This window comes from Lentzea xerophila, assembly GCF_051094245.1.
Lineage (GTDB): Bacteria > Actinomycetota > Actinomycetes > Mycobacteriales > Pseudonocardiaceae > Lentzea > Lentzea xerophila.
Genome location: NZ_CP194934.1, coordinates 4,779,728 through 4,800,757, shown reverse-complemented (window position 1 = coordinate 4,800,757; position 21,030 = coordinate 4,779,728). Strand labels below are relative to the sequence as shown.

Here is a 21,030-nt window from a genome sequence, read left to right as displayed (position 1 = left end):
AATCCGAGGGGGATATGGCGTTGCCGCCTCCACGCGCGTTGAGGAAAGTGGAGGTGTGGGGAATCTGAGGGAAGTGGTCGTGGTCGGTTACGACAACACGGCGCTGCTGGATCTGGCGGGACCGATCGAGGTGTTCCAGGCGGCGAACTACGGCGAGCCGCGCTACGACGTCAAGGTCGCCACGATCGGGGGACGGCCGTTCACCGCGACGGCCGGGGTGCGCATCGAGGCCGGCGCCGACCTGCTCACGCTGGACCGTCCTGTCGACACACTGCTGGTCGTCGGCGGCTGGGGGTACGAGGAGGCCGCGTCCGACGCGGTGCTCATGGCGAACCTGCGGCGGCTGGCGGCGAAGTCACGGCGTGTCGCCGGCGTCTGCACCGGTTCCGTGGTGCTGGCGAGCGCGGGGTTGCTCGACGGCAAGAAGGCGACCACGCACTGGGCGTTCACCGGCGAACTGGAGAACCGCGGCGTCGAGGTCGAACCGGACGCGATCTTCGTCTGCGACGGCGAGGTGTCCACGTCGGCGGGGGTGACGGCGGGCATCGACCTCGCGCTCGCGATGGTCGAGCAGGACCACGGACCCGTGCTGGCCCGCAGGATCGCGCAGTACCTGGTCGTCTTCCTGCAGCGCTCGGGCGGCCAGTCGCAGTTCAGCGTGCACACCCGTGGGAAGCCGGTGCAGGACGGCTCGTTGCGCGCGTTGCTCGACGACATCCACGCCGACCCGGCCCGCGAGTGGACGGTGCCGGTCATGGCGCGCAAGGCCATGATGAGCGTGCGCCACTTCGCCCGTGTCTTCTCCCGCAGCGTGGGCACCTCTCCCGCACAATACGTCGAACGAGCCCGTGTCGAGGCCGCAGCGGACAGGCTGGCCAGCACCGGCGACTCGTTGGACCTCATCGCCCGCCAGTCGGGGTTCGGCTCGGCCGAAACCCTGCGGCGAGCTTTCCTGCGCGTGCTCGGCGTCTCGCCGGGCAGCTACCGCGCCCGTTTCCGGACCACTGGGGTTGTCGCCTGATGGAAGCAACGTTCGTCCTCTACCCGAACATGACCGCGCTCGACTTCGTCGGCCCGTACGAGGTGATCGGCTCGGTGCCGGTCGTCACGACGAGGTTCGTCGCGGCGACGCTCGACCCGGTGAAGTCCGACAACGGGCTGACCGTGGTGCCGACCGACACGTTCGACTCGCTGAAGTCGACCGACATCGTCGTCGTCCCGGGCTCCGGGCACTGGAAGGAACTGCTCAAGGACTCCGGCGGCGTCGTCGAGTGGCTGCGGGAGGTGCACCCGACGACGAAGTGGACGACATCGGTGTGCACCGGGTCGACGCTGCTCGCGGAAGCGGGGCTGGTGTCGAAGGCGACGACGCACTGGGCCGCCCGCGAGGACCTGGAGGTGCGCGGCGTCGAGGTGAGCACCGACCGGGTCGTGTTCGACGGCAAGGTCGTCAGCGGGGCGGGCGTCTCGGCGGGCATCGACATGGCGTTGCGGTTGGTCGAGACCGAGTTCGGAGAGATGGTGGCGCAGGCCGTGCAGGTCGGCATCGAGTACGACCCGCAGCCGCCGCGCTCCTACGACTCGATCCCTGACTCGGTGGCGGCGGGCCTCAAGGCCGCGTTCGACTCACGTACGGGCTGACTGCTCGATGGCCTCCGCTTTCTCGCGTTCGCGGGTCGCCCAGAACATCGTCTCGTGGAAGTGGCCGCGGTCGATCTCGGCGACCCGTGCGTAGACGGCGGCGCTGTGGCGGTAGTACTCGGCCCAGGCCCGTTCGGGGGCGTTCGGGCGGGGCATCAGACGGCTCAGCGCTTCGTGCGCCTGCATGAGGGTCTTTGTCTCGTCGGCGGCCTTGTTCCAGTCCATGTGCCTGTTGTAGGAGAACCGGCTGGTGTTGGGCCAGCCGGTTTCTCGCAATTTCTCCTGGGTTACCCGGTTGGGGGATCTTCCTCGACTTCCCGGGAAAGGTCGTCGATGACCCGCATGATGATCTGGCGGGCTGCTCGGCCGTAGCTGGCGATGCCGGCCAGAGACTCGAAGATCTTGCCGTACAGCTCGATCTCTTGGGGCTGGGCGAGGTTGAGCTCCGCGGAGAACGTCTCGACCCGGACGTGGTCCTCGTCCAACAGCCAGAACCCGTGCATGGGAGCGGCCGCCGTGTACGGCGTCGCGAAGCCGATGACCCCCAGCTTCACATTGGGCAGCGTCGCCAATGCGATCAGGCGGTCCAACTGCGCGAGCATTACTTCGGGCTCGCACCGGCGGTAACGCAGCGCGGCCTCGGTGAGGACGATGTGGAAGCGGCGATCCGGCTCATACAGGAGTTGCTGACGTTGCATGCGGACGCGGACTGCCGCATCGACGTCATCGCGCGGTCCGAATAGCGGTTCGCTGCGGCGGAGTTGCACCTTTGCGTACTCGGGTGTCTGCAGGATGCCGGGAACGGCTGACGGTTGGAACACGCGGTAGAAGCAGTACTTCGCGTCCTGCTGCAAGATCGTGCGCTGATGAGACTGCATGCCCGCGCGGAGAAGGCGTTGCCAATCCGCATGCTGGGTCTCAAGCGTGTGCAGCGAGGCTAGGAGCGCCTCGGTTTCGCCCTGGCCGTTCGTCACGCGTGTCCAGCTGCGGACGTCGTCATCGGTGGGCGTTTGGCGGCCGTTCTCGAGCTTGGATACCTTCGATGGTGGCCATGCCAACGACTCCGCCAGTTGCTTGCCGCTCAGGTTTGCCTGGCGACGCAAGTCACGGAGTCGTTTTCCCAGCGCTACACGCGCCTCGTGGACGTCAGTCGCCGACGCCCTGGATGGCGTGTCCTGCGACGAAATCACCTCTCTTTACCGCGTGATGCCACGCGACGTCACGCCAGTAGTTGGCTTGGACGATCTGCTCGTAGTCGTCCTCGATGATCTCCACGCTCACCAGGTGATCGTCGGAGTCGTCAAAATGCAGTCGCACCAGCTTGCGGGAGTCGAACAGCCAGTAGTCGTGGTTGGGCAGTCCCAGTTCCTGAGCCTCCGTGCGCACGAGATACCGAATGTCTTCGCCCGCGCCGATGTTGTGCCGCGAGCTGAACAGACCGTAGCGGCTGTAGTCGGTCGGAGGCATGCTCACCACGCGGACACGTTCGAACTTCCGCCCGGCCGCGGTCGCTGCCTGGACGTTCGGCAGCCACCACCCTTCCCGGACGTCCTCCGCGTCGAGGTTGCCCGCCAGGAAATCGGCGACTCGTTCGCCCTTCGCGTTGTAGCGATCGCGCACTTCGAGCCGGTAGGCCGTGTGCTCGAACGAGGTGAAGAGCTCGTCGAAGTGCGGGCTCGGATAGTCGTGGTAGATGCTCAGCGCGCTTCTCCCTGCTCTTTGCGCTGGTAAAAGCGCAGCACGTCCTCCGGGATCTCGATGATGGCCTCGCCTGCCGGTAGCGGACCGATCGCTGCCAGCGCCTCCGGATCTGTCACGACCCAACCCTGAGCGATGTAGGTCCGGCGATCGGTTCGGTCAGTGGCGAACAGCGTGGGCGAACCATCGTCCTCGGACTGCGGATCTTTGCCCAGGAAGGTGACTTGCACGGGTGCCTCCATTTCTAGAACTTGCTAGAACGGTGGCAGGTTTGGCAACGAACGGTCAATGACCCGGTCAGGTGAGCCCCGACTGCACCGCGAACACGACGAGCTGGGCGCGGTCCCGTGCGCCCAGCTTCACCATCGCCCGCGACACGTGCGTGCGCACCGTTGCGGGCGAGATCACCAGCACGGCCGCGATCTCGTCGTTGGACGCGCCGGACGCGACGTGCCGCATGATCTCCCGTTCGCGTTCGGTCAGCTTGTCCAGGTGCGGCACGGGCCGCGCCGACGCGCCGGAGGCGAACCTGTCGATCACCCGGCGGGTGACGGACGGGGAGAGCAGCGAACCGCCGTCGGCCACGACGTGCACGGCGCGCAGGAGGTCGGTGGGGTCGGAGTCCTTCACCAGGAACCCGGACGCGCCGGTCCGCAGCGCCTCGAACACGTACTCGTCGAGGTCGAACGTCGTGAGCATGACGATTCTGACCTCGGCGCAGGCCGGATCGGCGCTGACGCGGCGCAGCACCTCCAGGCCGTCCAGCAGCGGCATGCGGATGTCGAGGAACACCACGTCGGGCTTCACCGACTGGATCAGCGACAACGCCTCGCGGCCGTCGGCGGCCTCTCCCACCAGCTGAACGCCGTCCTCGGTCTCGATCAACGTCCGCAGCCCCATGCGGACGAGCGGCTGGTCGTCGGCCACCACCACGCGAATCATGACGGGAACGGTATCCGGGCGATCACGGCGAAGCCGTGTGCCGCGTCGGCCTGGAGCGTGCCGCCCAGCGCCTCGGCCCGTGCGCGCATGCCGGTGATGCCGTGGCCTTCGGTGAACGCGGCGGGTGTGCCGGTGTCGGTCACGTGGACCACGAGCTCGCCGCGTACGGCATAGACGCGAACGGATGCGGTGACGCCGGGGGAGGAGTGGCGCAGGACGTTGGTCAGCGACTCCTGGACGATCCGGTAGACGGCCAGCTGGTGGGTGTCCGGCAGGGTGATCTCCTCGACCTCGACCGACACCTCCAGTCCCGCCTCGCGCATCCGTGCCGCCAGCGCCGGGATGTCGGCGAGGGTGATCGTCGGCGTCAGCGGGGCCGAACCGCGCAGGGTGTCCAGTTCGGACCTCAGGCCGTCGAGCGCCTCCTTCGACGTGTCGCGGATCGCCTCCAGCGAGGCGCGCGCTTTCGCGGGGTCCTTGTCCAGCACGTACAGCGCCACCCCCGCCTGCATCGCGATGACCGAGAGACCGTGGCCGACGACGTCGTGGACCTCCTGCGCGAGCCGGAGGCGTTCGGAGATCGCGGTGCGCTCGCGAACGTCCACAACGGACTTCTTGCGCAGCTTCATCAGCACCCCCGCCGTGCCGGGCAGCAGGATCCAGCCGGCCGACCAGGTGATCCACGAGGTCAGTGAGTCGTTCCACCACGGCAGGATCGCCAGTGCGTACAGCAGGGCACCGGCGGCGGCCAGTTCGATGCGCGCGTACACGGCCACCGCGTACATCGCCGCGGCGCCGCTCAGCAGGACCGGCCCGAACGGGTAGCCCAGCGCCAGGTAGACCGCGAGGGCGACGGTCGTGATGCTGACCGTCCACAGCGGACGAACCGAGCGGAACAGCAGGCCCGCGGCGGCCAGGGCGATGAGCACGTACGCGAGGACGTCGAGGGGTTCCGCGCCCTGAAGACGTGCGGCGAACCGCGTGCCCCCGATGCCGAAGACGAGCAGCGCCACGCTCAGCGCGCCGTCCTGCCATTTGATCCGCATGCCGCTGACGATACGACCGGGGACGTACGCAGATGTGCGTATCTTCATGACGTTCCACGGCGGACGACGTGAGGCGCTCGCTGGACCACTGTCGAGCCATGATCGTGACGACGGAGAAGCTGACGAAGCGCTACGGCGACCGCGCCGTGGTGGACGAGGTCAGTCTGTCCGTGCGGCGGGGCGAGGTCTACGGGTTCCTCGGTCCCAACGGCGCGGGCAAGACGACCACGATCCGCATGCTGCTGGGGCTCGTGAGGCCGACCAGCGGCTCGGCCCGTGTCCTCGGTGAGGCACCGGGCACCCCCAAGGCATTGCTCGAGGTCGGTTCCCTGATCGAGGGGCCGGGCTTCTACCCGTACCTGTCCGGCCGCGACAACCTGCGCGTGCACGCCGCTCGCCGTGGGGTGGGCAGGTCGCATGTCGAGGCGGTGCTGGAGCAGGTCGACCTCGTGAGCGCCGCGAACGAGAAGTTCCGCCGGTACTCGCTCGGCATGAAGCAACGGCTCGGTGTCGCCGCGGCCCTGCTCGGCCGGCCCGAACTGCTGATCCTCGACGAGCCGACCAACGGCCTCGACCCTGCGGGCATGGCCGACATGCGCGACCTGGTGCGGGCGCTCGCGGCGCAGGGGCAGACGGTGCTGCTGTCGAGCCACCTGCTCGGTGAGGTCGAGGAGATCTGCGACCGGGTGGGCGTGATCTCGAACGGGAAGCTCGTCGCGGAGAGCACGGTCGAGCAGCTGCGCGGCGACACAGTGTTGATGGTCAGGGCGGACCCGATCGAGAAGGCGCACGTGCTGATCGAGGGCAGCGAGCTGCGCGACGGCGTGCTGCACGTGCGGGAGACCGACGCGGGTGCGCTGGTGCGGACGCTGGTGCACGCCGACGTGGACGTGCGGGAGGTCCGGCCGCTGCGCCGGACGCTGGAAGAGGTCTTCTTCGAGATGACGGGAGCGGCGTGATGGGCAGCGTGAAGGCGGAGCTGTTGCGGCTGTGGAAGTGGCCGGCGACGTGGGTGCTGATCGGCGTCTGGCTGGTGCTGACGCTGACGTTCGGCTACGTGTTCAACTACCTGGCGTTGAACGGCGGCACCAACACGCGTGACCTCTCGCAGCAGCAGCTGATCAGCTCGATGCAGCCGGAGAACGTCGGTGCGGCGGTCGTGCGCGGCCTGCCCATGTTCGGTGGCGCGATCATCCTGGTGCTGGCGGCGCTGGCGGTCGGCAGCGGGTATGGCTGGGGCACCTGGAAGACCACGCTGACCGCCGGGCCGCGCCGCGTCTCGGCGATGGCGGGCACGCTGGGGGCGCTGGGGATCATCGTGGTCGTCCTGGTGGCGCTGACGTTCGTGGTCGACCTCGGCGCGGCGATCACCGTGGCGTCGCTGGAGGGCTGGGACTGGAGTCCTCCCGGCGCCGCGGCGCTGGAGGCCGTGGGCGCGTCACTGCTGATCGCCGCCATGTGGACGGGGTTCGGTGTGTTCCTCGGCGTCGTCACCAAGGGGCCCGCGCTGGCCGTCGGTCTCGGGCTGATGTGGGCGATCGTGACCGAGAACCTGTTGCGGGGCGTGGGTTCCCTGCTCGGGCCCGTCGAGTCGCTGACCGAGGTCCTGCCCGGTGGCGCGGCCGGCAACCTCGCCGGAGCCGTGGGCGGATCGGGTGCTCCCGGCGTGCTGACCGACCTCAGCGGCACCACCGCGGCGTTGTTCCTCGCCGGGTACGTCGTGTTCTTCGTGGGTGCGGCGACGGTGCTGAAGGTGCGCCGCGACCTCGTATAGCGCCACGGCGGCCCAGATCAGGCCCAGCACGACCGCGACCGAGGTGAGGTAGTCGCGGTCGTGCAGGCCCGGGTTGACCGGGCCGCTGTGCTCGCGCCAGAGCAACGGGACCGCGAGGAGCGCAATGATTCCCGTGCTGACCAGCCCGACGCCGACGGACGGGCGCTTGACGACCAACCCGGAGGCGCCGACGAGCGGGGCGATCAGGAAGTCGTGCAGAACGACACCGCCGCCGAGCCAGAGCAGGAGCTCGACGGTGACCTGGGGGAGGAGCAGCCAGGCGCCCCACGCTCCCAGCGCCACACCTGTGGCGCCCAGCAGGACCCTCGCGCCGAGTACGCCGCTCACGCCCGCACCTCCAGCGACGTGACCCACTTCGTCTGCAGCACGCCCGGCCGGTTCGGTGCGATGAGCCGGCACGGGTAGCCGTGGTCGAGGCTGAGCACCTCGCCGTTGAGCCGCAACGCCAGCAACGTCAACGGGTCCCGGGCGAACGCCTCGGGCAGCGTGCTCGCCCGGTACAGCCCGTCCTTCTCCAGCGACTCGACCCGCACGTCTCCTCGGCCCTGGACCAGGTCGGAGATCCGGACACCGGTCCAGGTCGCGTACTGGCTCCAGCCCTCGACACACGCGATGGGCAGGTCGACGGTGGTCTGCGGCAGGGCGTTCAGTTCCGCGAGTGAGTAGCTCCGCGGACCCACCTTGAGGCGCCAGTCCTGTGGCACAACGATGTTCGCTGCCATCGCCGTGCGGTTGACCGGCAGGTCGCCGTCCGACCGCCACGCCAGCACGGAGACCTTGCGCAGCCACGGCACCGTGACGCCGGCCGTGGCGACGACCGCGACACCGGTGGTCAGCGCGGTCGTGCGCAGGAAAGCCCGGCGGGACAGGATGGTGCGTCCGCCGGACTCGGGTTCGAGGGACCGGCGGACGAGCGGGATCTTCACCGCGATGTGCACCAGCAGTGCGCCGATCATGATCCAGGCCACCGCGTAGTGGGCGGTGGGGAAGTAGAACGACCACGGGTAGTTCTGCGCCGCGTTGAACAGCCCGGTGACCAGCTCGAAGAACGACGCCGCGATCAGCACGAAGATCGAGCCGCGTTCGAGCGCGTGCGGCACGGACCGGACGAGCGGCCGTTCGAACAGCTTCGGGTAGACGCTCCACAACTTGGCCAGCAGCAACGGGATCGACGCCACGCCGGAGATCACGTGCACGCCCTGGGTGACGCGGTAGAGGTCGACCGGGCGGGTCGGCCACGGCCAGTCGTGCTGCACGCCGTGGCTGAGCAGCCCGGTGACGAAGCACAGCCCGGACGTGATGCCGAGCCAGATGCCGATCCGGCTGGTCACGCCCGTGTGGTGGGCGGGGGCCCTGAAGACGGGGAGTTTCACAGCCGCTCCCAGCACGCGAACCAGCGTCCGGCGCGTTCGGTCTGCCACAGCAGGAAGAAACCGTCGGTGGTCAGGGACTCCGCGTCGCTCCAAGCCCATGAGAACCACTGACCGCGGGTGTCCTCGGTCCGCACCCGCGCCTGGCCGACCGTCAGGCCCGCACCGGGTGGCTCGACCTCGACGACTACGGTTCCGCTGGGCCTGAGCAGGTTCCGGACGCGGCGCAGGAGAGCGGCCGGGTCGCCGCCGATGCCGATGTTGCCGTCGGCGAGCAGGACGTGCTGCCAGCGGCCCTCGCCCGGCAGCAGGTCGAACACGTCGCGGCGGATCGCGATGCCGCCGCGTTCGGTGGTGCGCCGGATCGCCTCCGGGGACACGTCGACGCCGAGCGCCCGGATCCGGCGGGCCAGCAGCGCGGCGACGAGCCGGCCGGGGCCGCAGCCGACGTCGAGGGTGGGGCCGGTGCAGGAGTCGAGGAGGACGGAGTCGCCGCCGTCCGCGTCGGCGTGCCAGCGGGCGACGCTGAGTTCGCGCGAGGTGGTGCCGGGGAGGTCGAGCCAGCCGGGATGACCCTTCAGGGCCTGGTCGAACATCATCGGGCCACCGCCGCCTGGGTCAGCGCCGCCGCGAACAGGCTGCCCGGCACCAGCCGGGTCACCGCGCGGGCGTCCGCCATCGTGTCCACATCAGACAGAACCGGCAGCGTCCGCACCTCCAGCCCGTGCAACGCCTTCAGCGTCAACGCTCCCGTATCGGCGCGCGACATCGGCACGTCCCGCAACACCCCGGCGCGCAGCGGGTCCCGCAGCCCGAGCGCCCACCAGCCGCCGTCCAGCGCGAACCCGAGCGCCGCCTCCTCGAACCGCGCGCACGACTCCAGCAGCGACGGCGTGACCTGCGGCGTGTCCATCCCGATCTGCAGCACCGGCATCCCGAACCGCGCGACGTCGGCGTGCGCGTGCACCAGCCGTTCGGCGAACGTCGTACCCCGCTGCGGGATGACCACGCACTCCGCCAGCGCGTCCCGCACGTCCTCGCGCCGCACCACCCCGGACAGCGCCACCACGGGCACGGCGCCAGGCGTGGCCAGCGCCGCCGTGAGCGTGTCGAGCAACGACGCCGCCGCGACGTCCGCGGCCTCCCGTGGCGTCAGCGGCGGGCACAGGCGGGTCTTCACCTGGCCCGGCACCGGGGACTTGGCCATCACCAGCAGGCAGAACTTCATCGCAGCACCCCCGCCATGTCCCGCGCCGCACGCAGGGTGCCGCGCACCGAACCCGACACCTTGGACCGCGTGCCGGCGGCCCGGGGCCGATAGGCCACGTCGACCTCCCGCAGCCGCCAACCGGCTTCGGCCGCGCGCACCAGGAGTTCGAGCGGGTAGCCGAACGCCCGATCTTGGACGTCCAGCGCCAGCAACGCCTCCCGCCGGCACACGCGCAGCGGCGCGATGTCGTGGACGTCCAAACCCCTGCGCCGCAACAAGGTCGCGATCACGGCGTTGCCCGCCCGCGCGTGCCACGGCCACACTCCCGCGTGCACGGGCCGCCGACGCCCGACGACAAGGTCCGCGCCGGCCAGCAGCGCGGCCATTCCCGGCAGCTCGGCCAGGTCCAGCGACCCGTCCGCGTCGGCGAACGCCACCAGTTCGGACGTGGCCGCGAGCAGACCGGTGTGCACGGCGGCGCCATAGCCGCGTTTCGGCTCGTGCACGACCAGCGCGCCGTGAGCCGCGGCGACGTCGGGAGAGCCGTCGACAGACCCGTTGTCCACGACGATCGCGCGGTCTCCGGGAGGCAGTGAGGCGAGGACCGCGGGCAGTGCGGCGGCCTCGTCCAGGCAGGGCAACACGACATCCATATGTCCACCCTGGACCATCGGAAAGTGTTGCGGTGCTTACGGAATTGTGACGCACTAAAGAGTTCTTACGATTGTCTTGCGCGACCTGCGAGACCCCCTGGGACCCTCTAGGTTGGGCGCGGTGCGTCTAGTCATCGCGGGGCTGCTCGTCGTCGCCGCCATCGTCACCGGGTTGCTCGTGAACGGCAACGCCCCCGGTCTCCTCTTCGCCGAGGCGGCACCGCTCTTCGGCGACTGGCAGCCGCACGCCGGCCCCGGCACGCCCGCCGCGGTCCTGATCGCGTTCCTGGTCGTAGCCAAGGGCTCCGAGCTCGCCCGGCACAGGTTCGCGCTGCCGATCGCCTACGTGACGGCGACGGCGTGGACGTTCGCGCTGGCGATGATCGACGGCTGGGACCGGTTCGTCACCAGGCTGACGACCGGGGACGAGTACCTGCACGAGGTCCCTGGTGTCACGGACATTCCCGCCATGCTGCGGGGTTTCGCCGCGCGGATCCCCGACTTCCAGCCGGACTCGTGGACCACGCACGTCTCCGGGCACCCACCGGGCGCGCTGCTCACGTTCGTCGGGCTGGACCGCGTCGGGCTCGGGGGAGGCGCCGCGGCGTCGGTTTTCTGCGTCCTGGTCGGGTCACTCGCGGTCGTGGCGATCCCGAAGGCCATCGGCGACAACGCCGTGCTGCCGTTCCTCGTGCTGTTTCCCGGGGCGGTGTGGGTCGGGGCGTCCGCTGACGGCATGTTCATGGGTGTCGCGGCCGTGGGGATCTACCTGCTCACGAGGTGGCCGCTGCTCGGCGGCATCGTGCTCGGCTGGTGCCTGTTCCTGTCCTACGGGCTGGTGCTGCTGGCCCCGCTGGCGCTCGTCGCCCTCTGGCGGAGCGATGGCGGCGTGCGCCGGATCGCTTGGGCCCTCGCCGGTGCGCTCGCGGTGGTGGCGGCGTTCGCGATCGGCGGGTTCTGGTGGCTCGACGGCTACGAGCTCGTCCAGCTCCGTTACTACCAGGGCATCGGCGACATCAGGCCGTACTGGTACTGGGTGTTGGCGAACCTCGCGGCACTCGCGCTGGTCATCGGCCCGGCGGGAATCAAGGGCCTGCGCGGGGACCGGTGGGTCGTCGCGGCGGCCGTCGCGATCCTGGCCGCCGACCTGTCCGGGCTGAGCAAGGCCGAGACCGAACGAATCTGGCTGCCGTTCGCGGTCTGGCTCCTCGTCGGCGCCGCGCGGCTGGACCAGCGGAGGAGGTGGCTCGCCGCCCAGGCCGTGACGGCTCTGGCGGTGAACCACCTGGTGCTCACGAACTGGTGACCGGCTCCCGCAGGACCTCTTCCCGAAGCGATCAGCCGGCCGCGGGGACAGCGACCCCTGCTGCCGTGAACGGGGCGGTGAGCAGGGCGTACTGCTCGGCAGAGAGCGTGGCGGGTTTCCGTACCGCCCTGGCCGCGATCGCGCAGACGGACTTGGCGTCCGAGTGGAGTCCCGCGCGGTACCCGTTGAGCTCCTCGCTGCGCGGAAGCAGTGCCGACCTCACCGCGTGGTCGAGCTCAGAGTTCTCCGACGCGGAGAGCCGGAGGGCACGGCTCGCTTCGCGGCCGCCCTCCCGGCGCAGGCCGACGGCGTGGTCGAACGCGGCGGCGAGCGTCTCGGGCGGCAGTGCCGTGATGGTTGCGATGAACCGAGCCGTGGCGGCATCCACAACAAGCTCCTTCTTCGGTGTGCGCAAGGTCGAGGGCCGGCGGGAGAAGTATGGTCCGGGTGGGGAAAGGGAGTGTGGCATGGACGTCGATCGCCTGACCCGCAGAGCGGCGAGGCTCTTCGAGGACCTCGGCACTGCTGGAGCGCTCACGGTACGGGAGTTGCCCGACGGACTCGGGATCTGTGTGTGGCCGGCGGGCGTCCGGGGTGGAGGAAGCATCTTCGTGGCGGGCGACGAGTCGGTGTTGTTCGTGGGGTCCGCGATGGGGTTCGATGCCGGTCTCGCGGCCTTCCGTCAGGGCAGCCGCACTCCTGCCGACCGTTTCCGGAGCGAGCCGACCGCACAGGGGCCGGTCTGGTAGCGGGCCTGCGGTCCCGTGCCGCCTGGAAGCGACCAGCCGGACTCCTCTACTCGGGCTCGGCCTGGACGATCCGGACGTCCTCGGCGATCGGGTCCTCCATGATCCTGGCCTGACAGCGTTCGGCGCCGGTCAGATCGAAGGCGCCGTACGACCCCATCGAGCTGCCCTCGTAGGTCCACTCCACGCGATACCGCTCTACCATCCGGCTTCCCTCCACTCGCTCCAGCCGGAGCGCTGTCGTTCGGAAGCACCTTCGCCGACCGGCATCACCGAGCACAAGACCCACGGCTCATTCCCGAAACGACCAGTTGGTGCTCACGGACTCGTGACCGGCTCCCGCTGTGCGGCGAACGCGAACTCCCGCACACCCTCCTCGAAACCGACCTGGGCCTCGAAACCCAGCACGTCCAACGCTTTCGCCGGCGACGCGACGACGTGCCGCACGTCGCCCGGCCGTGACCCGCCCACGATCAGCGGGGCCGGGCCGTCGCACGCGTCGGCGAGGGCGAAGGCCAGGTCGCCGATGGTGTGCGGGGTGCCGGAGCAGACGTTCACGGCCTCGAAGCCGGGGCGCGGGGACGACAGGGCCAGGACGTTGGCCCGCGCCACGTCGGTGACGTGCACGAAGTCGCGCCGCTGCCGCCCGTCCTCCATCACCCGAGGGGCGACGCCGTTGTGCAGCGCGGACCGGAAGATCGACGCCACGCCGGCGTACGGGGTGTCGCGCGGCATCCGCGGGCCGTAGACGTTGTGGTAGCGCAACGCCCACACGCTGCCGCCGGTCTGCCGGGCCCACGCCGCGGCGAGGTGTTCCTGCGCCAGCTTCGTCGCCGCGTAGGTGCTGCGCGGCTCCAGCGGTGCGTCCTCCGGCACCAGCTCGGACACCACGAAGTCACCGCAGGGGCACCGCGGTTCGTACAGGCCCCGCTCGACGTCGTCAGCGGTCCGCTCAGCCCGCACGATCCCGTGGGACAGGCACCGGTAGCGCCCCTCGCCGTAGACGACCATCGACGACGCCAGCACCAGCCGGGACACCCCGGCCCGGTGCATCTCGGCCAGCAACACCGCCGTGCCCAGGTCGTTGTGCCGGGCGTAGGAGGGCGCGTCGAACGGATCCACGCCGTGCCCGACCATCGCCGCCTGGTGGCAGACCGCGTCCACAGTGGACAACAACGGTCGCAGGACGGTCGCGTCGGTCACGTCACCGACGACCATCTCGTGGTCCAGCAATGGAACGGCGCCGTGCGCCTCGGGCAGCAACGCGTCGAGCACCACGCACTCGTGGCCCTGGGAGGTCAGCTCGTCCGCGACGTGTGACCCGATGAACCCTGCCCCGCCGGTGATCAGTACTCGCATGCACCGACCGTAGGACCGCCCGGCCCGGCAGGGCGCGTCCGGACGACCAGCCGTCAGAACTCCGTAAGACCATCTCCACCCGGCCCCGGCCGTCCTCCAGCGCCACGTGAGCCTCACGAGCCGATCCGGTACCCCGTCCCGCGCACGGTGAGCAGCAGCACCGGATCGTTCGGGTTCTCCTCGATCTTGCGGCGCAGCCTTCTCATATGGACGTCGATCAGGCGGGTGTCGCCGAAGTAGTCATATCCCCAAACCTTTTGCAGCAACTGCTCCCTGGTGACGATTCGCCCGCCCGCACCAGCGAGTTCCAGCAACAGCCGGAATTCCGTTCTCGTGAGATGAACGCGTTCGCCCGCACGGTGCACTATCCCTTCCTGCGGACGGATTTCCAGTTTCCCGATCCGAACGGCGTCACGGCCCGGTCCGCGCCTGCGCAACAACGCTCGGACGCGGGCCGCGAGAACACTCGCCATCAACGGTTTCGTGACGTAGTCGTCCGCTCCGGCCTCCAGTCCCGCGATCATGTCGCGCGCGTCCGCCCTGGCCGTGACGACGATTATCGGCAGGTCACCGCGGGCCCTGACGGTCCGCACGACCTCCAGCCCGTCGACACCGGGCAGCGTGAGGTCGACCAGCAGCACGTCGAATGGCTCTGCCACCAACCGTGTGAGCGCTTCTTCCCCTGAACCGGCCTCGTCAACGGTGAAACCCTCGTCGGACAAGGCGAGGCTCAGCGCCTGCCGGATTCGCTCGTCGTCTTCGACCAGCAAGAGCCGTACGCACACGAAGACTCCACTGTGTGAGAGCCGCGGCGACGGCGCCTCACACAGTGGAGTGAAAGTCGATCAAAATCAAGAATACTTCGGCCTAAAATCCGGTCAGCGTGATTTTTGCCGAACGCGGGTTCGGTTCGTGGACAAGTGACTCGAAGCCGCCGACGTCATCGAACGCGAAGCCGTAGGCCCTTCCGTCGGTCATGTTGGCGTGCACGATCTTCGAGAAGTGGTTCGTGGTCGCGCGGGTGTAGAACTCGCTCGCGTTGTACGTCGGCTGAGTGTGGAGGAAGCCGAGCGTCGACCGGTTGAGCGCCGCGCACAGCGACCGAGAGATCGCGCCGAGCTCGTTGTTCGGCGCCGCGAGCCTGCCGTCGCAGTTGAACACGTCACGGGTGGAAGGTCGCTGGAACTCCGCGACCTGCTGGCCCGCCGTGTTGGTGAACCGCATGACCCCGCCGCTGACGCGGCCGGTGAACTTGCGGTTCGGCTCGTGCTGGAACGGCACGACCGTCAGCGGCGTGCTCTGGTACGTCGACCAGACGCTGTTGACGTAGTTCTGGAAGTACGAGCTCGAGAACAGGCCCGCGTCGAGTCCCTTGCTCGGGTTCAGCACGCGCAGCCGGGTGCCGTCGGAACGGGAGTACGCGAGGCGTGCCCAGTCACCGCCGAGCTGCTGGTGCTGGTCGAAGATGCGGTTGCGCCCGCCCGCGACCAGCTGGCCGACCCGCTTCGTGGTGCCGCCCTGGGACGTCGCCTCGACCGCGTGCGGGACCGCGAACATGTCCACCTGGGAGCTGTTGAGCCACAGACCGCCGCCGTCGTAGCTGAACTCGCTCCAGTCGAACAGGATGTCGCGGTTGGGGTCGCCGCCCGCCCATGGTGCCGGTTGCACGAGGCCGTCCGGGACGAGGCTGAACTTCAGCTTGTCCCGGAAGGACATGTAGATACGGCCACCGGCCAGGTTGAGCGGGATCTGCACGGTCCGGCTGGCTCCGTTGGCCGGGCCGGGGATCGAGAAGTCCGGCGCGGGAACGGGTGGGATCGCCCCGCCGGACCACGGCGTGAACTGGCCGTTGCCGTTCACGTAGCCGAGCCGGCCGTTGTAGATTCCGGTGATGTACAGGTGGACCGCGTCGCCACGGCCCGAGTTGTTCGTGATCGTGAGCGGAAGCTGGCTCGGTGGAGCCGCTTGCACCGGTGCGGACATCGTTGTCAGCCCTAGTAGGGCCGATGTCGCGAGCAGCAGGAGCTTGCGCATCGGACTATCTCCTCACTGAGACAGGGTTCGTGAGAGCGCTCTCATACTCTGCGTGAACGTGTTCATATGTCAAGAATGGTCTTCATGCGCGCGTTGACTGTGGATCTTGCACGAGCCGGATCGCTGGAACTGGCCGAACTCCCCGATCCGGTGCCCGGACCAGGCGACTTGCTCGTCGAGGGAGTGGCGATCGGCATCTGCGGGACGGACCGGGAGATCGTGCGCGGCGAGTTCGGCACGGGCGGGACCCTCGTGATCGGACACGAGTCATTGGGACGCGTGATCAGCGGACCGGGCTTCGATCCGGGATCATTGGTGGCGGGAGTGGTCCGCAGACCTGATCCGGTGCCGTGCGTGGCTTGTGCGCGCGGCGAGTTCGACATGTGCAGGAACGGCCGGTACACCGAGCGCGGGATCACCGGGCTGGACGGCTACGGCTCGACACTGTGGACGGTTCCGGCTGCTTATGCCGTCGCCGTCAGCTCTTCGACAGGCGTGCTCGTCGAACCGGCCTCGGTGGTCGTGAAGGCCTGGGAACGACTGGACCGGCTGGCGTTGTTCCCGTTCGACAGCGTGCTGGTGACCGGCGCGGGTCCGATCGGGCTGCTGGCGGCGCTGATCGGGGTGCAGCGCGGGCTGGACGTGCACGTGTTCGACCTCGCCGCCGACGGGCCGAAGCCCGCGCTGGTCGAGTCGCTGGGCGCCACCTACCACCGGACGTTGCCGGACCACCAGGTCGTGATCGAGGCGACCGGCGCGCCCTCACTCGTCGCGCAGCTGCTCGGGCGCGACCTCGTCTGCCTCACCGGCGTGCCGTCCACCGAGGTGCTGCCGGCGGACGTCGGGCAGTTCAACCGGGACCTGGTGCTGCGTAACGGGATCGTGTTCGGCACCGTCAACTCGAACGTGCGGCACTACCGCGAGGCCGCGGCCATGCTCGACCGCGCGGACGACGGGTGGCTGTCGGCGATGATCACTCGGCGGGTTCCGCTGGAGTCCTTCGCGGAGGCCTTCGAGCCGCGGCCCGGCGACGTGAAGGTGGTGCTGGAGCTGTGAAAGCGGCAATCAGCACGACCGCCGGGTAGCCGGTGGTGAGCACGGCCGCGGCGCGCGGGAAGCCCAGCTCCGCGCCGATCCGCGGTGAGGTCGCCGCGACGGTTCGTTCGACGACCGGCCGTCGCGCAACGTGTACCCGAGCGTGCTCGTGAAGGGAGACCTGACTGCCAGGTCTCCCTGCTCCGAGTCAGTACCGGCGAGGCTCCCGCCCGAACGGTCCCTGGGGTCGTTCGAGATCGGGAGGCGCCGGGATGGGCATGGTCACCGGACCGTTCGCCGTGATGGTGATCGGCTCGCCGTGGTGCCTGGTCTCCAGCCGCGTGCCGTCCACGATCCGGTAGGTGGCCTCGTTCCCGGCCACCTCCACGGAGATCCTCGTGCCCTGGAAGCACATCCGGAACGAGTAGCGGGTCAGCTCGTCCGGGATCCGCGGGGCGAACGTCAGTTCGCCGCCGTGGTCGCGCATGCCGCCGAAACCCGCCACCAAAGCCGTCCACGCGCCCGCCAGCGACGCCATGTGCAGGCCGTTGGTGACGTTCTCGTGCAGGTCGTGCAGGTCGGTGAACGCGGCCTCGACCAGGTAGTCGAACGCCAGCCCCAGGTGCCCGACCTCCGCCGCCAGCACCGCCTGCGTGCCCGCCGACAACGACGAGTCGCGCACCGTGCGGGCCTCGTAGTAGGCGAAGTTGCGCGCCTTCTCGTCGGCGGTGAACGCGTCGCCGCGCACGTGCATCGCGAGCACCAGGTCCGCCTGCTTCACGACCTGTTTGCGGTACAGGTCGAAGTACGGGAAGTGCAGCAGCAGCGGGTACTTCTCCTCCGGGGTGTTCTCGAAGTCCCACTCCGCGTGCTTGGTGAAGTTGTCCGCCTGCGGATGCACCTGCAGCAACTCGTCGTACGGGATCGACATCGCGTCCGCCGCCCTGCGCCAGGTCGCGATCTCGTGTTCCGTCGCGTCACTGGGGTTCCGCTCGGCGGCGTCGGCGGCGGCCCGCAGGTTCTGCTGCGCGATCAGGTTGGTGTAGACGTTGTTGTCGACGATCGCCGAGTACTCGTCCGGGCCGGTGACGCCGTCGATCCGGAACCCGTTGTGCGGATCGTGGTGGCCGAGTGAGGTCCACAGCCGTGCGGTCTCCACGAGGATCTCGGTGGCTTCGTCGCGGTCGAAGCACTCGTCGTTCGTCGCGTTCAGGTACTGCTGGGTGGCGAACGCGACGTCGCCCGAGACGTGGAACGCGGCCGTGCCGGCCGGCCAGTACGCGCCGCATTCGGCGCCGTTGATCGAACGCCACGGGAACGCGGCGCCCTTGAGCCCCAGCACGTGCGCACGCTCACGGGCTTTGTCCAATGTGGAGTGACGCCACCGCAGCGCGTCGCGGGCGGCGTCGGGCACCGTGTAGGTGAGCACCGGGAGCACGAACATCTCGGTGTCCCAGAACGCGTGGCCGTCGTAGCCGGGGCCGGTGAGGCCCTTGCCGGGGATGGCACGGGTCTCCCCGCGGGCACCGGCCTGCAGGATGTGGAACAGCGCGAACCTGATCGCCTGCTGCAGCGCGTCGTCGCCCTCGACCTCGATGTCGGCGACGTTCCAGAAGTCGTCCAGGAAGGCCCGTTGCTCCTTCAGCAACCCGTCCCAGCCGGTCTGGCACGCGCCGGCGAGCGCGGCCTCGACCTGGGCCCGCAGCGCCGGCGTCGAACGCTGGCCGGACCAGCCGTAGGCGAGGTACTTGGTGAGCTTCAGACATCCGCCGGCGGGCACGTCCACCGCCGCGGTGAACCGGGCCAGGTCGTCCTCGGCGCGGATCTCCGTGCGGGGCTCGTCGTGCAGGTCGTTCGTCGAGAGGGCGACGTCGAGCTCGTGGTCCATCGCGGCGGCCATGCGCAGACCGGACACCTTGGTCTGGTGGCACAGCACCGCGCGCGTCTTCTCCGCCATCGTGAAGTCGTTGACCAGCGGGCAGTCCAGCGCGGCGGCGACGCGGGGATCGTTGCTGCGGCTCAGGATCGGCTCGTTGGCCAGCAGGTCGGACTGCACGACCAGCTGCAGGTCGTCCTCCGGCTCGACCTCGTAGCGGATCGCGGCGACCGCGCGCTGGCTGAACGACACGAGCCGTTCGCTGCGCACGGTCACACGCCGGCCGGTCGGCGACTCCCAGACCGTGCGGCGGCGCAGCGTTCCCGAGCGGAAGTCGAGCGTGCGCTCGTGCTCGACGGCGTTGCCGTAGCGCATGTCCAGCGGCTCGTCCTCGACCAGCAGCCGGATGATCTTGCCGTCGGTGACGTTGACGACGGTCTGACCGGCCTCGGGGTAGCCGTAGCCGCCCTCCCCGTACGGCAGCTGGTGCTCCTCGTAGAAGCCGTTGAGGTAGGTGCCGGGCAGACCTCTCGGCTCGCCCTCGTCGAGCGTGCCCCGCATGCCGATGTGGCCGTTGGACAGGGCGAACGTCGACTCGGTCTGGTGCAGGTTGCCCACGGACAGGCCCTGCCAGCGCAGCTGCCACGGTTCGATCGCGTAGCTCATGACAGCAGCTCGTCGAGCTCGTTGACGACCACGTCGGCGCCGTTGGCCTTGAGCGCCTCCGCCTGGTGGCCGCGGTCGACGCCGACGACGAACCCGAAGCCGCCGTCGTGCCCGGCTTTGACGCCCGCCAGCGCGTCCTCGTAGACGGCGGCGTTCTCCGGTGCCGTCTTCAGTCTTCTGGCGCCCTCGACGAACGAGTCCGGCGCCGGTTTGCCGTGCAGGTTCGACGCCACGATCACGTTGCCGTCCACCAGCGCGTCGACGAAGTCCAGCAGGTTCCCCGCCCGCAGCACGCGCATGGCGTTGGCCGACGACGTGACGACGCCGATGGGCAGCCCGGCTGCCCGCGCGGCCTGCAGGTAGCGGACCGAGCCCGCGTACGGCGAGATGCCCTGTTCGTCGATGATCTCGTTCACCACGTCGTTCTTCTGGTCACCGATGCGCCGGACCTGGTCCTCGGTCGGCGCGAGGCCGCGCGAGGTGAGGAAGCTGCGAACGCCGTCGTAGCGCGGCTTTCCGTCCACGTAGGCGAGGTAGTCCTGCTCGCTGAACGGCTGACCCATCGCTTCGAACGTCTGCCGCCACGCCTGGCGGTGCAGGACGGCGGTGCTGGTGAGCACTCCGTCGAGGTCGAACAGCAACGCCGTGATCTTCTCCGGGACGCCGAGGCTCATGCTTCGATCATGCACCCGTCTCTCCGACATCGCCGCGTTCTTCCTTGAGACGTTCGTCCAACGGCCGCGGGTGGGCCTGCTCGTACTCGGTCATCCCGTACTTGGTGGACTCGGCCCAGTCCTCCGGCGGGTCCATGCCCTCCTCGAGCGGGTCCTTCTTGAGGTTGTCCTCGTCGAGGCCCTCGTAGTCCATGTCTTCGGGGACGTACGCACCGCGTTCTTCGCTCATGCGTGGGCAATACCCACTTCTGCGTCATCCGATGCTTTGCCCCACGAGCGAGCCGATGGCGTAAGTGACGCCCATCGCGATCAGCCCGCCCGCGACGTTGCGGACGACCGCCCGCCGTTTACCCGCGCCGCTGAGCCTCGCGCTGATGAAGCCGGTCAGCGCGAGGGTGAGGACGGCGGCCGCCACGGTGACCGGCACGCGCAGACTGGTGGGGGTGAGGGCGATCGCGGCGAGGGGGAGCAGGGCACCGATGGTGAACGCGACGAAGCTCGCGATGGCGGCGCCCCACGGGTTGGTCAGCTCGTCCGGGTCGATGTGCAGCTCGGCCTCGGCGTGGGCTCCCAGGGCGTCGTGCTTCGTGAGCTGTCTGGCGACCTCTTCGGCCGTGTCCTCGTCGAGGCCTTTGCCCTCGTAGATCTCCTTGAGCTCGTCGAGCTCCTCCTCCGGCATGGTGCGGAGCTCCTCGCGCTCCTTGGCCAGCAGGGCGCGTTCGGCGTCGCGCTGGCTGCTGACGGAGACGTACTCACCGCTGGCCATGGACATCGCGCCCGCGAACAGGCCCGCGAGCCCCGCGACGAGGATCTGGGCGCGGTCCGTCGTGGCACCGGCGACGCCCACCACGAGGCTGGCGGTCGAGACGATGCCGTCGTTCGCGCCGAGGACGCCTGCCCGCAGCCAGTTCATCCGGTCGCCGGTGACCTCGTCGTGGGTCATTTCCGCAGGCTAACGGGTATCGCCCGGCTGGCTGCC

The 21,030-nt window shown here is 69.4% G+C and carries 26 protein-coding genes; 7 read left to right on the top strand and 19 right to left on the bottom strand.

The genetic code is table 11. The features are described 5' to 3' along the window. Positions 1-55 precede the first annotated feature (55 nt). Complete coding sequence (locus ACRSBM_RS22980) at positions 56-1,021, top strand: GlxA family transcriptional regulator (protein ID WP_434445842.1); 966 nt, start codon at positions 56-58, stop codon at positions 1,019-1,021. After that, complete coding sequence (locus ACRSBM_RS22975; protein WP_434445840.1) at positions 1,021-1,641, top strand: DJ-1/PfpI family protein; 621 nt, start codon at positions 1,021-1,023, stop codon at positions 1,639-1,641. The genes ACRSBM_RS22980 and ACRSBM_RS22975 overlap by 1 nt, the downstream gene beginning before the upstream one ends. On the opposite strand, the gene ACRSBM_RS22970 is transcribed toward ACRSBM_RS22975, so the two are convergent. The 6 genes from ACRSBM_RS22970 to ACRSBM_RS22945 all read right to left on the bottom strand — a co-directional run bounded on the left by ACRSBM_RS22970 (position 1,627) and on the right by ACRSBM_RS22945 (position 5,327). Further along, positions 1,627-1,866 (bottom strand): AMED_5909 family protein, encoded by a 240-nt coding sequence (locus ACRSBM_RS22970; RefSeq protein WP_434445838.1) that lies wholly within the window; start codon positions 1,864-1,866, stop codon positions 1,627-1,629. The genes ACRSBM_RS22975 and ACRSBM_RS22970 overlap by 15 nt on opposite strands. Before the next feature lie 62 nt (positions 1,867-1,928). Next, entirely contained in the window at positions 1,929-2,831 is a 903-nt protein-coding gene (locus tag ACRSBM_RS22965; protein WP_434445836.1) for a helix-turn-helix domain-containing protein, read from the bottom strand. Further along, positions 2,788-3,336, bottom strand: coding sequence for a DUF6879 family protein (locus tag ACRSBM_RS22960; RefSeq protein ID WP_434453182.1), 549 nt, complete (start codon positions 3,334-3,336; stop codon positions 2,788-2,790). Before ACRSBM_RS22960 ends, ACRSBM_RS22965 begins: the two co-directional genes overlap by 44 nt. Positions 3,337-3,338: 2 nt before the next feature. After that, on the bottom strand, positions 3,339-3,569 hold the full coding sequence (locus tag ACRSBM_RS22955; RefSeq protein WP_434445835.1) for a hypothetical protein: 231 nt from the start codon (positions 3,567-3,569) through the stop codon (positions 3,339-3,341). Between the two features lie 67 nt (positions 3,570-3,636). Beyond that, on the bottom strand, positions 3,637-4,281 hold the full coding sequence (locus ACRSBM_RS22950) for a response regulator (protein WP_434445833.1): 645 nt from the start codon (positions 4,279-4,281) through the stop codon (positions 3,637-3,639). After that, the gene (locus tag ACRSBM_RS22945) at positions 4,278-5,327 is read right to left on the bottom strand and encodes a sensor histidine kinase (protein ID WP_434445831.1); all 1,050 of its coding nucleotides are present in this window, start codon (positions 5,325-5,327) and stop codon (positions 4,278-4,280) included. The genes ACRSBM_RS22950 and ACRSBM_RS22945 overlap by 4 nt, the downstream gene beginning before the upstream one ends. A gap of 98 nt (positions 5,328-5,425) precedes the next feature. Between ACRSBM_RS22945 and ACRSBM_RS22940 the strand changes: the two genes are divergently transcribed. Then, positions 5,426-6,286: an ABC transporter ATP-binding protein gene (locus tag ACRSBM_RS22940; RefSeq protein WP_434445829.1), complete on the top strand. Its 861-nt coding sequence runs from the start codon at positions 5,426-5,428 to the stop codon at positions 6,284-6,286. Continuing rightward, a complete protein-coding gene (locus tag ACRSBM_RS22935; protein WP_434445827.1) occupies positions 6,286-7,101 on the top strand; it encodes a hypothetical protein in 816 nt (271 codons plus the stop codon). Before ACRSBM_RS22940 ends, ACRSBM_RS22935 begins: the two co-directional genes overlap by 1 nt. A 344-nt stretch (positions 7,102-7,445) precedes the next feature. Here the strand turns inward: ACRSBM_RS22935 and ACRSBM_RS22930 are convergent, their stop codons facing one another. The 4 genes from ACRSBM_RS22930 to ACRSBM_RS22915 are packed head-to-tail and all read right to left on the bottom strand — an operon-like array spanning position 7,446 to position 10,355. Next, a complete protein-coding gene (locus ACRSBM_RS22930) occupies positions 7,446-8,495 on the bottom strand; it encodes a molybdopterin-dependent oxidoreductase (protein ID WP_434445825.1) in 1,050 nt (349 codons plus the stop codon). Then, entirely contained in the window at positions 8,492-9,091 is a 600-nt protein-coding gene (locus tag ACRSBM_RS22925) for a methyltransferase domain-containing protein (protein ID WP_434445823.1), read from the bottom strand. Before ACRSBM_RS22925 ends, ACRSBM_RS22930 begins: the two co-directional genes overlap by 4 nt. Next, positions 9,088-9,720: a TIGR04282 family arsenosugar biosynthesis glycosyltransferase gene (locus tag ACRSBM_RS22920; RefSeq protein WP_434445821.1), complete on the bottom strand. Its 633-nt coding sequence runs from the start codon at positions 9,718-9,720 to the stop codon at positions 9,088-9,090. Before ACRSBM_RS22920 ends, ACRSBM_RS22925 begins: the two co-directional genes overlap by 4 nt. Further along, complete coding sequence (locus tag ACRSBM_RS22915; protein ID WP_434445819.1) at positions 9,717-10,355, bottom strand: glycosyltransferase family 2 protein; 639 nt, start codon at positions 10,353-10,355, stop codon at positions 9,717-9,719. The genes ACRSBM_RS22920 and ACRSBM_RS22915 overlap by 4 nt, the downstream gene beginning before the upstream one ends. 121 nt (positions 10,356-10,476) lie before the next feature. Here ACRSBM_RS22915 and ACRSBM_RS22910 point away from each other — a divergent pair, with 121 nt between their 5' ends. Further along, on the top strand, positions 10,477-11,661 hold the full coding sequence (locus ACRSBM_RS22910) for a hypothetical protein (protein ID WP_434445817.1): 1,185 nt from the start codon (positions 10,477-10,479) through the stop codon (positions 11,659-11,661). A gap of 31 nt (positions 11,662-11,692) precedes the next feature. On the opposite strand, the gene ACRSBM_RS22905 is transcribed toward ACRSBM_RS22910, so the two are convergent. Beyond that, on the bottom strand, positions 11,693-12,049 hold the full coding sequence (locus tag ACRSBM_RS22905; RefSeq protein ID WP_434445815.1) for a hypothetical protein: 357 nt from the start codon (positions 12,047-12,049) through the stop codon (positions 11,693-11,695). Positions 12,050-12,128: 79 nt separating this feature from the next. Between ACRSBM_RS22905 and ACRSBM_RS22900 the strand changes: the two genes are divergently transcribed. Next, on the top strand, positions 12,129-12,410 hold the full coding sequence (locus ACRSBM_RS22900) for a hypothetical protein (protein WP_434445813.1): 282 nt from the start codon (positions 12,129-12,131) through the stop codon (positions 12,408-12,410). A gap of 46 nt (positions 12,411-12,456) precedes the next feature. Here ACRSBM_RS22900 and ACRSBM_RS22895 read toward each other — a convergent pair whose 3' ends face one another. From ACRSBM_RS22895 to ACRSBM_RS22880, 4 genes are all read right to left on the bottom strand, one after another. After that, on the bottom strand, positions 12,457-12,612 hold the full coding sequence (locus ACRSBM_RS22895; RefSeq protein WP_434445811.1) for a hypothetical protein: 156 nt from the start codon (positions 12,610-12,612) through the stop codon (positions 12,457-12,459). A 113-nt stretch (positions 12,613-12,725) separates the two neighbouring features. Continuing rightward, positions 12,726-13,766 (bottom strand): NAD-dependent epimerase/dehydratase family protein, encoded by a 1,041-nt coding sequence (locus ACRSBM_RS22890; protein ID WP_434445810.1) that lies wholly within the window; start codon positions 13,764-13,766, stop codon positions 12,726-12,728. Positions 13,767-13,879: 113 nt separating this feature from the next. Then, complete coding sequence (locus ACRSBM_RS22885) at positions 13,880-14,551, bottom strand: response regulator transcription factor (RefSeq protein ID WP_434445808.1); 672 nt, start codon at positions 14,549-14,551, stop codon at positions 13,880-13,882. 82 nt (positions 14,552-14,633) lie between these two features. Further along, on the bottom strand, positions 14,634-15,800 hold the full coding sequence (locus tag ACRSBM_RS22880; protein ID WP_434445806.1) for a beta-1,3-glucanase family protein: 1,167 nt from the start codon (positions 15,798-15,800) through the stop codon (positions 14,634-14,636). Positions 15,801-15,884: 84 nt separating this feature from the next. On the opposite strand from ACRSBM_RS22880, the gene ACRSBM_RS22875 reads away from it, so the two are divergent. Next, positions 15,885-16,856, top strand: coding sequence for an alcohol dehydrogenase catalytic domain-containing protein (locus ACRSBM_RS22875; protein ID WP_434445804.1), 972 nt, complete (start codon positions 15,885-15,887; stop codon positions 16,854-16,856). A 187-nt stretch (positions 16,857-17,043) separates the two neighbouring features. Here the strand turns inward: ACRSBM_RS22875 and ACRSBM_RS22870 are convergent, their stop codons facing one another. From ACRSBM_RS22870 to ACRSBM_RS22855, 4 genes are read right to left on the bottom strand one after another with little or no spacing between them, the layout of a single operon-like run. Then, positions 17,044-19,377, bottom strand: coding sequence for a glycoside hydrolase family 65 protein (locus ACRSBM_RS22870; protein WP_434445802.1), 2,334 nt, complete (start codon positions 19,375-19,377; stop codon positions 17,044-17,046). Then, a complete protein-coding gene (locus ACRSBM_RS22865; protein WP_434445800.1) occupies positions 19,374-20,051 on the bottom strand; it encodes an HAD family hydrolase in 678 nt (225 codons plus the stop codon). The genes ACRSBM_RS22870 and ACRSBM_RS22865 overlap by 4 nt, the downstream gene beginning before the upstream one ends. A gap of 7 nt (positions 20,052-20,058) precedes the next feature. Continuing rightward, complete coding sequence (locus ACRSBM_RS22860) at positions 20,059-20,280, bottom strand: hypothetical protein (protein ID WP_434445798.1); 222 nt, start codon at positions 20,278-20,280, stop codon at positions 20,059-20,061. Positions 20,281-20,304: 24 nt separating this feature from the next. Beyond that, positions 20,305-20,994, bottom strand: a complete 690-nt coding sequence (locus ACRSBM_RS22855) for a VIT1/CCC1 transporter family protein (RefSeq protein ID WP_434445796.1) — start codon at positions 20,992-20,994, stop codon at positions 20,305-20,307. Positions 20,995-21,030: the final 36 nt, after the last annotated feature.

Bases quoted from the DNA above. Each gene is read 5' to 3' on its own strand.
- ACRSBM_RS22975 (WP_434445840.1), top strand. From the start codon at position 1,021: ATGGAAGCAACGTTCGTCCTCTACCCGAACATGACCGCGCTCGACTTC.
- ACRSBM_RS22970 (WP_434445838.1), bottom strand. From the start codon at position 1,866: ATGGACTGGAACAAGGCCGCCGACGAGACAAAGACCCTCATGCAGGCG.
- ACRSBM_RS22950 (WP_434445833.1), bottom strand. From the start codon at position 4,281: ATGATTCGCGTGGTGGTGGCCGACGACCAGCCGCTCGTCCGCATGGGG.
- ACRSBM_RS22945 (WP_434445831.1), bottom strand. From the start codon at position 5,327: ATGCGGATCAAATGGCAGGACGGCGCGCTGAGCGTGGCGCTGCTCGTC.
- ACRSBM_RS22940 (WP_434445829.1), top strand. From the start codon at position 5,426: ATGATCGTGACGACGGAGAAGCTGACGAAGCGCTACGGCGACCGCGCC.
- ACRSBM_RS22935 (WP_434445827.1), top strand. From the start codon at position 6,286: ATGGGCAGCGTGAAGGCGGAGCTGTTGCGGCTGTGGAAGTGGCCGGCG.
- ACRSBM_RS22925 (WP_434445823.1), bottom strand. From the start codon at position 9,091: ATGATGTTCGACCAGGCCCTGAAGGGTCATCCCGGCTGGCTCGACCTC.
- ACRSBM_RS22920 (WP_434445821.1), bottom strand. From the start codon at position 9,720: ATGAAGTTCTGCCTGCTGGTGATGGCCAAGTCCCCGGTGCCGGGCCAG.
- ACRSBM_RS22915 (WP_434445819.1), bottom strand. From the start codon at position 10,355: ATGGATGTCGTGTTGCCCTGCCTGGACGAGGCCGCCGCACTGCCCGCG.
- ACRSBM_RS22900 (WP_434445813.1), top strand. From the start codon at position 12,129: ATGGACGTCGATCGCCTGACCCGCAGAGCGGCGAGGCTCTTCGAGGAC.
- ACRSBM_RS22895 (WP_434445811.1), bottom strand. From the start codon at position 12,612: ATGGTAGAGCGGTATCGCGTGGAGTGGACCTACGAGGGCAGCTCGATG.
- ACRSBM_RS22890 (WP_434445810.1), bottom strand. From the start codon at position 13,766: ATGCGAGTACTGATCACCGGCGGGGCAGGGTTCATCGGGTCACACGTC.
- ACRSBM_RS22880 (WP_434445806.1), bottom strand. From the start codon at position 15,800: ATGCGCAAGCTCCTGCTGCTCGCGACATCGGCCCTACTAGGGCTGACA.
- ACRSBM_RS22875 (WP_434445804.1), top strand. From the start codon at position 15,885: ATGCGCGCGTTGACTGTGGATCTTGCACGAGCCGGATCGCTGGAACTG.
- ACRSBM_RS22870 (WP_434445802.1), bottom strand. From the start codon at position 19,377: ATGAGCTACGCGATCGAACCGTGGCAGCTGCGCTGGCAGGGCCTGTCC.
- ACRSBM_RS22865 (WP_434445800.1), bottom strand. From the start codon at position 20,051: ATGAGCCTCGGCGTCCCGGAGAAGATCACGGCGTTGCTGTTCGACCTC.
- ACRSBM_RS22860 (WP_434445798.1), bottom strand. From the start codon at position 20,280: ATGAGCGAAGAACGCGGTGCGTACGTCCCCGAAGACATGGACTACGAG.
- ACRSBM_RS22855 (WP_434445796.1), bottom strand. From the start codon at position 20,994: ATGACCCACGACGAGGTCACCGGCGACCGGATGAACTGGCTGCGGGCA.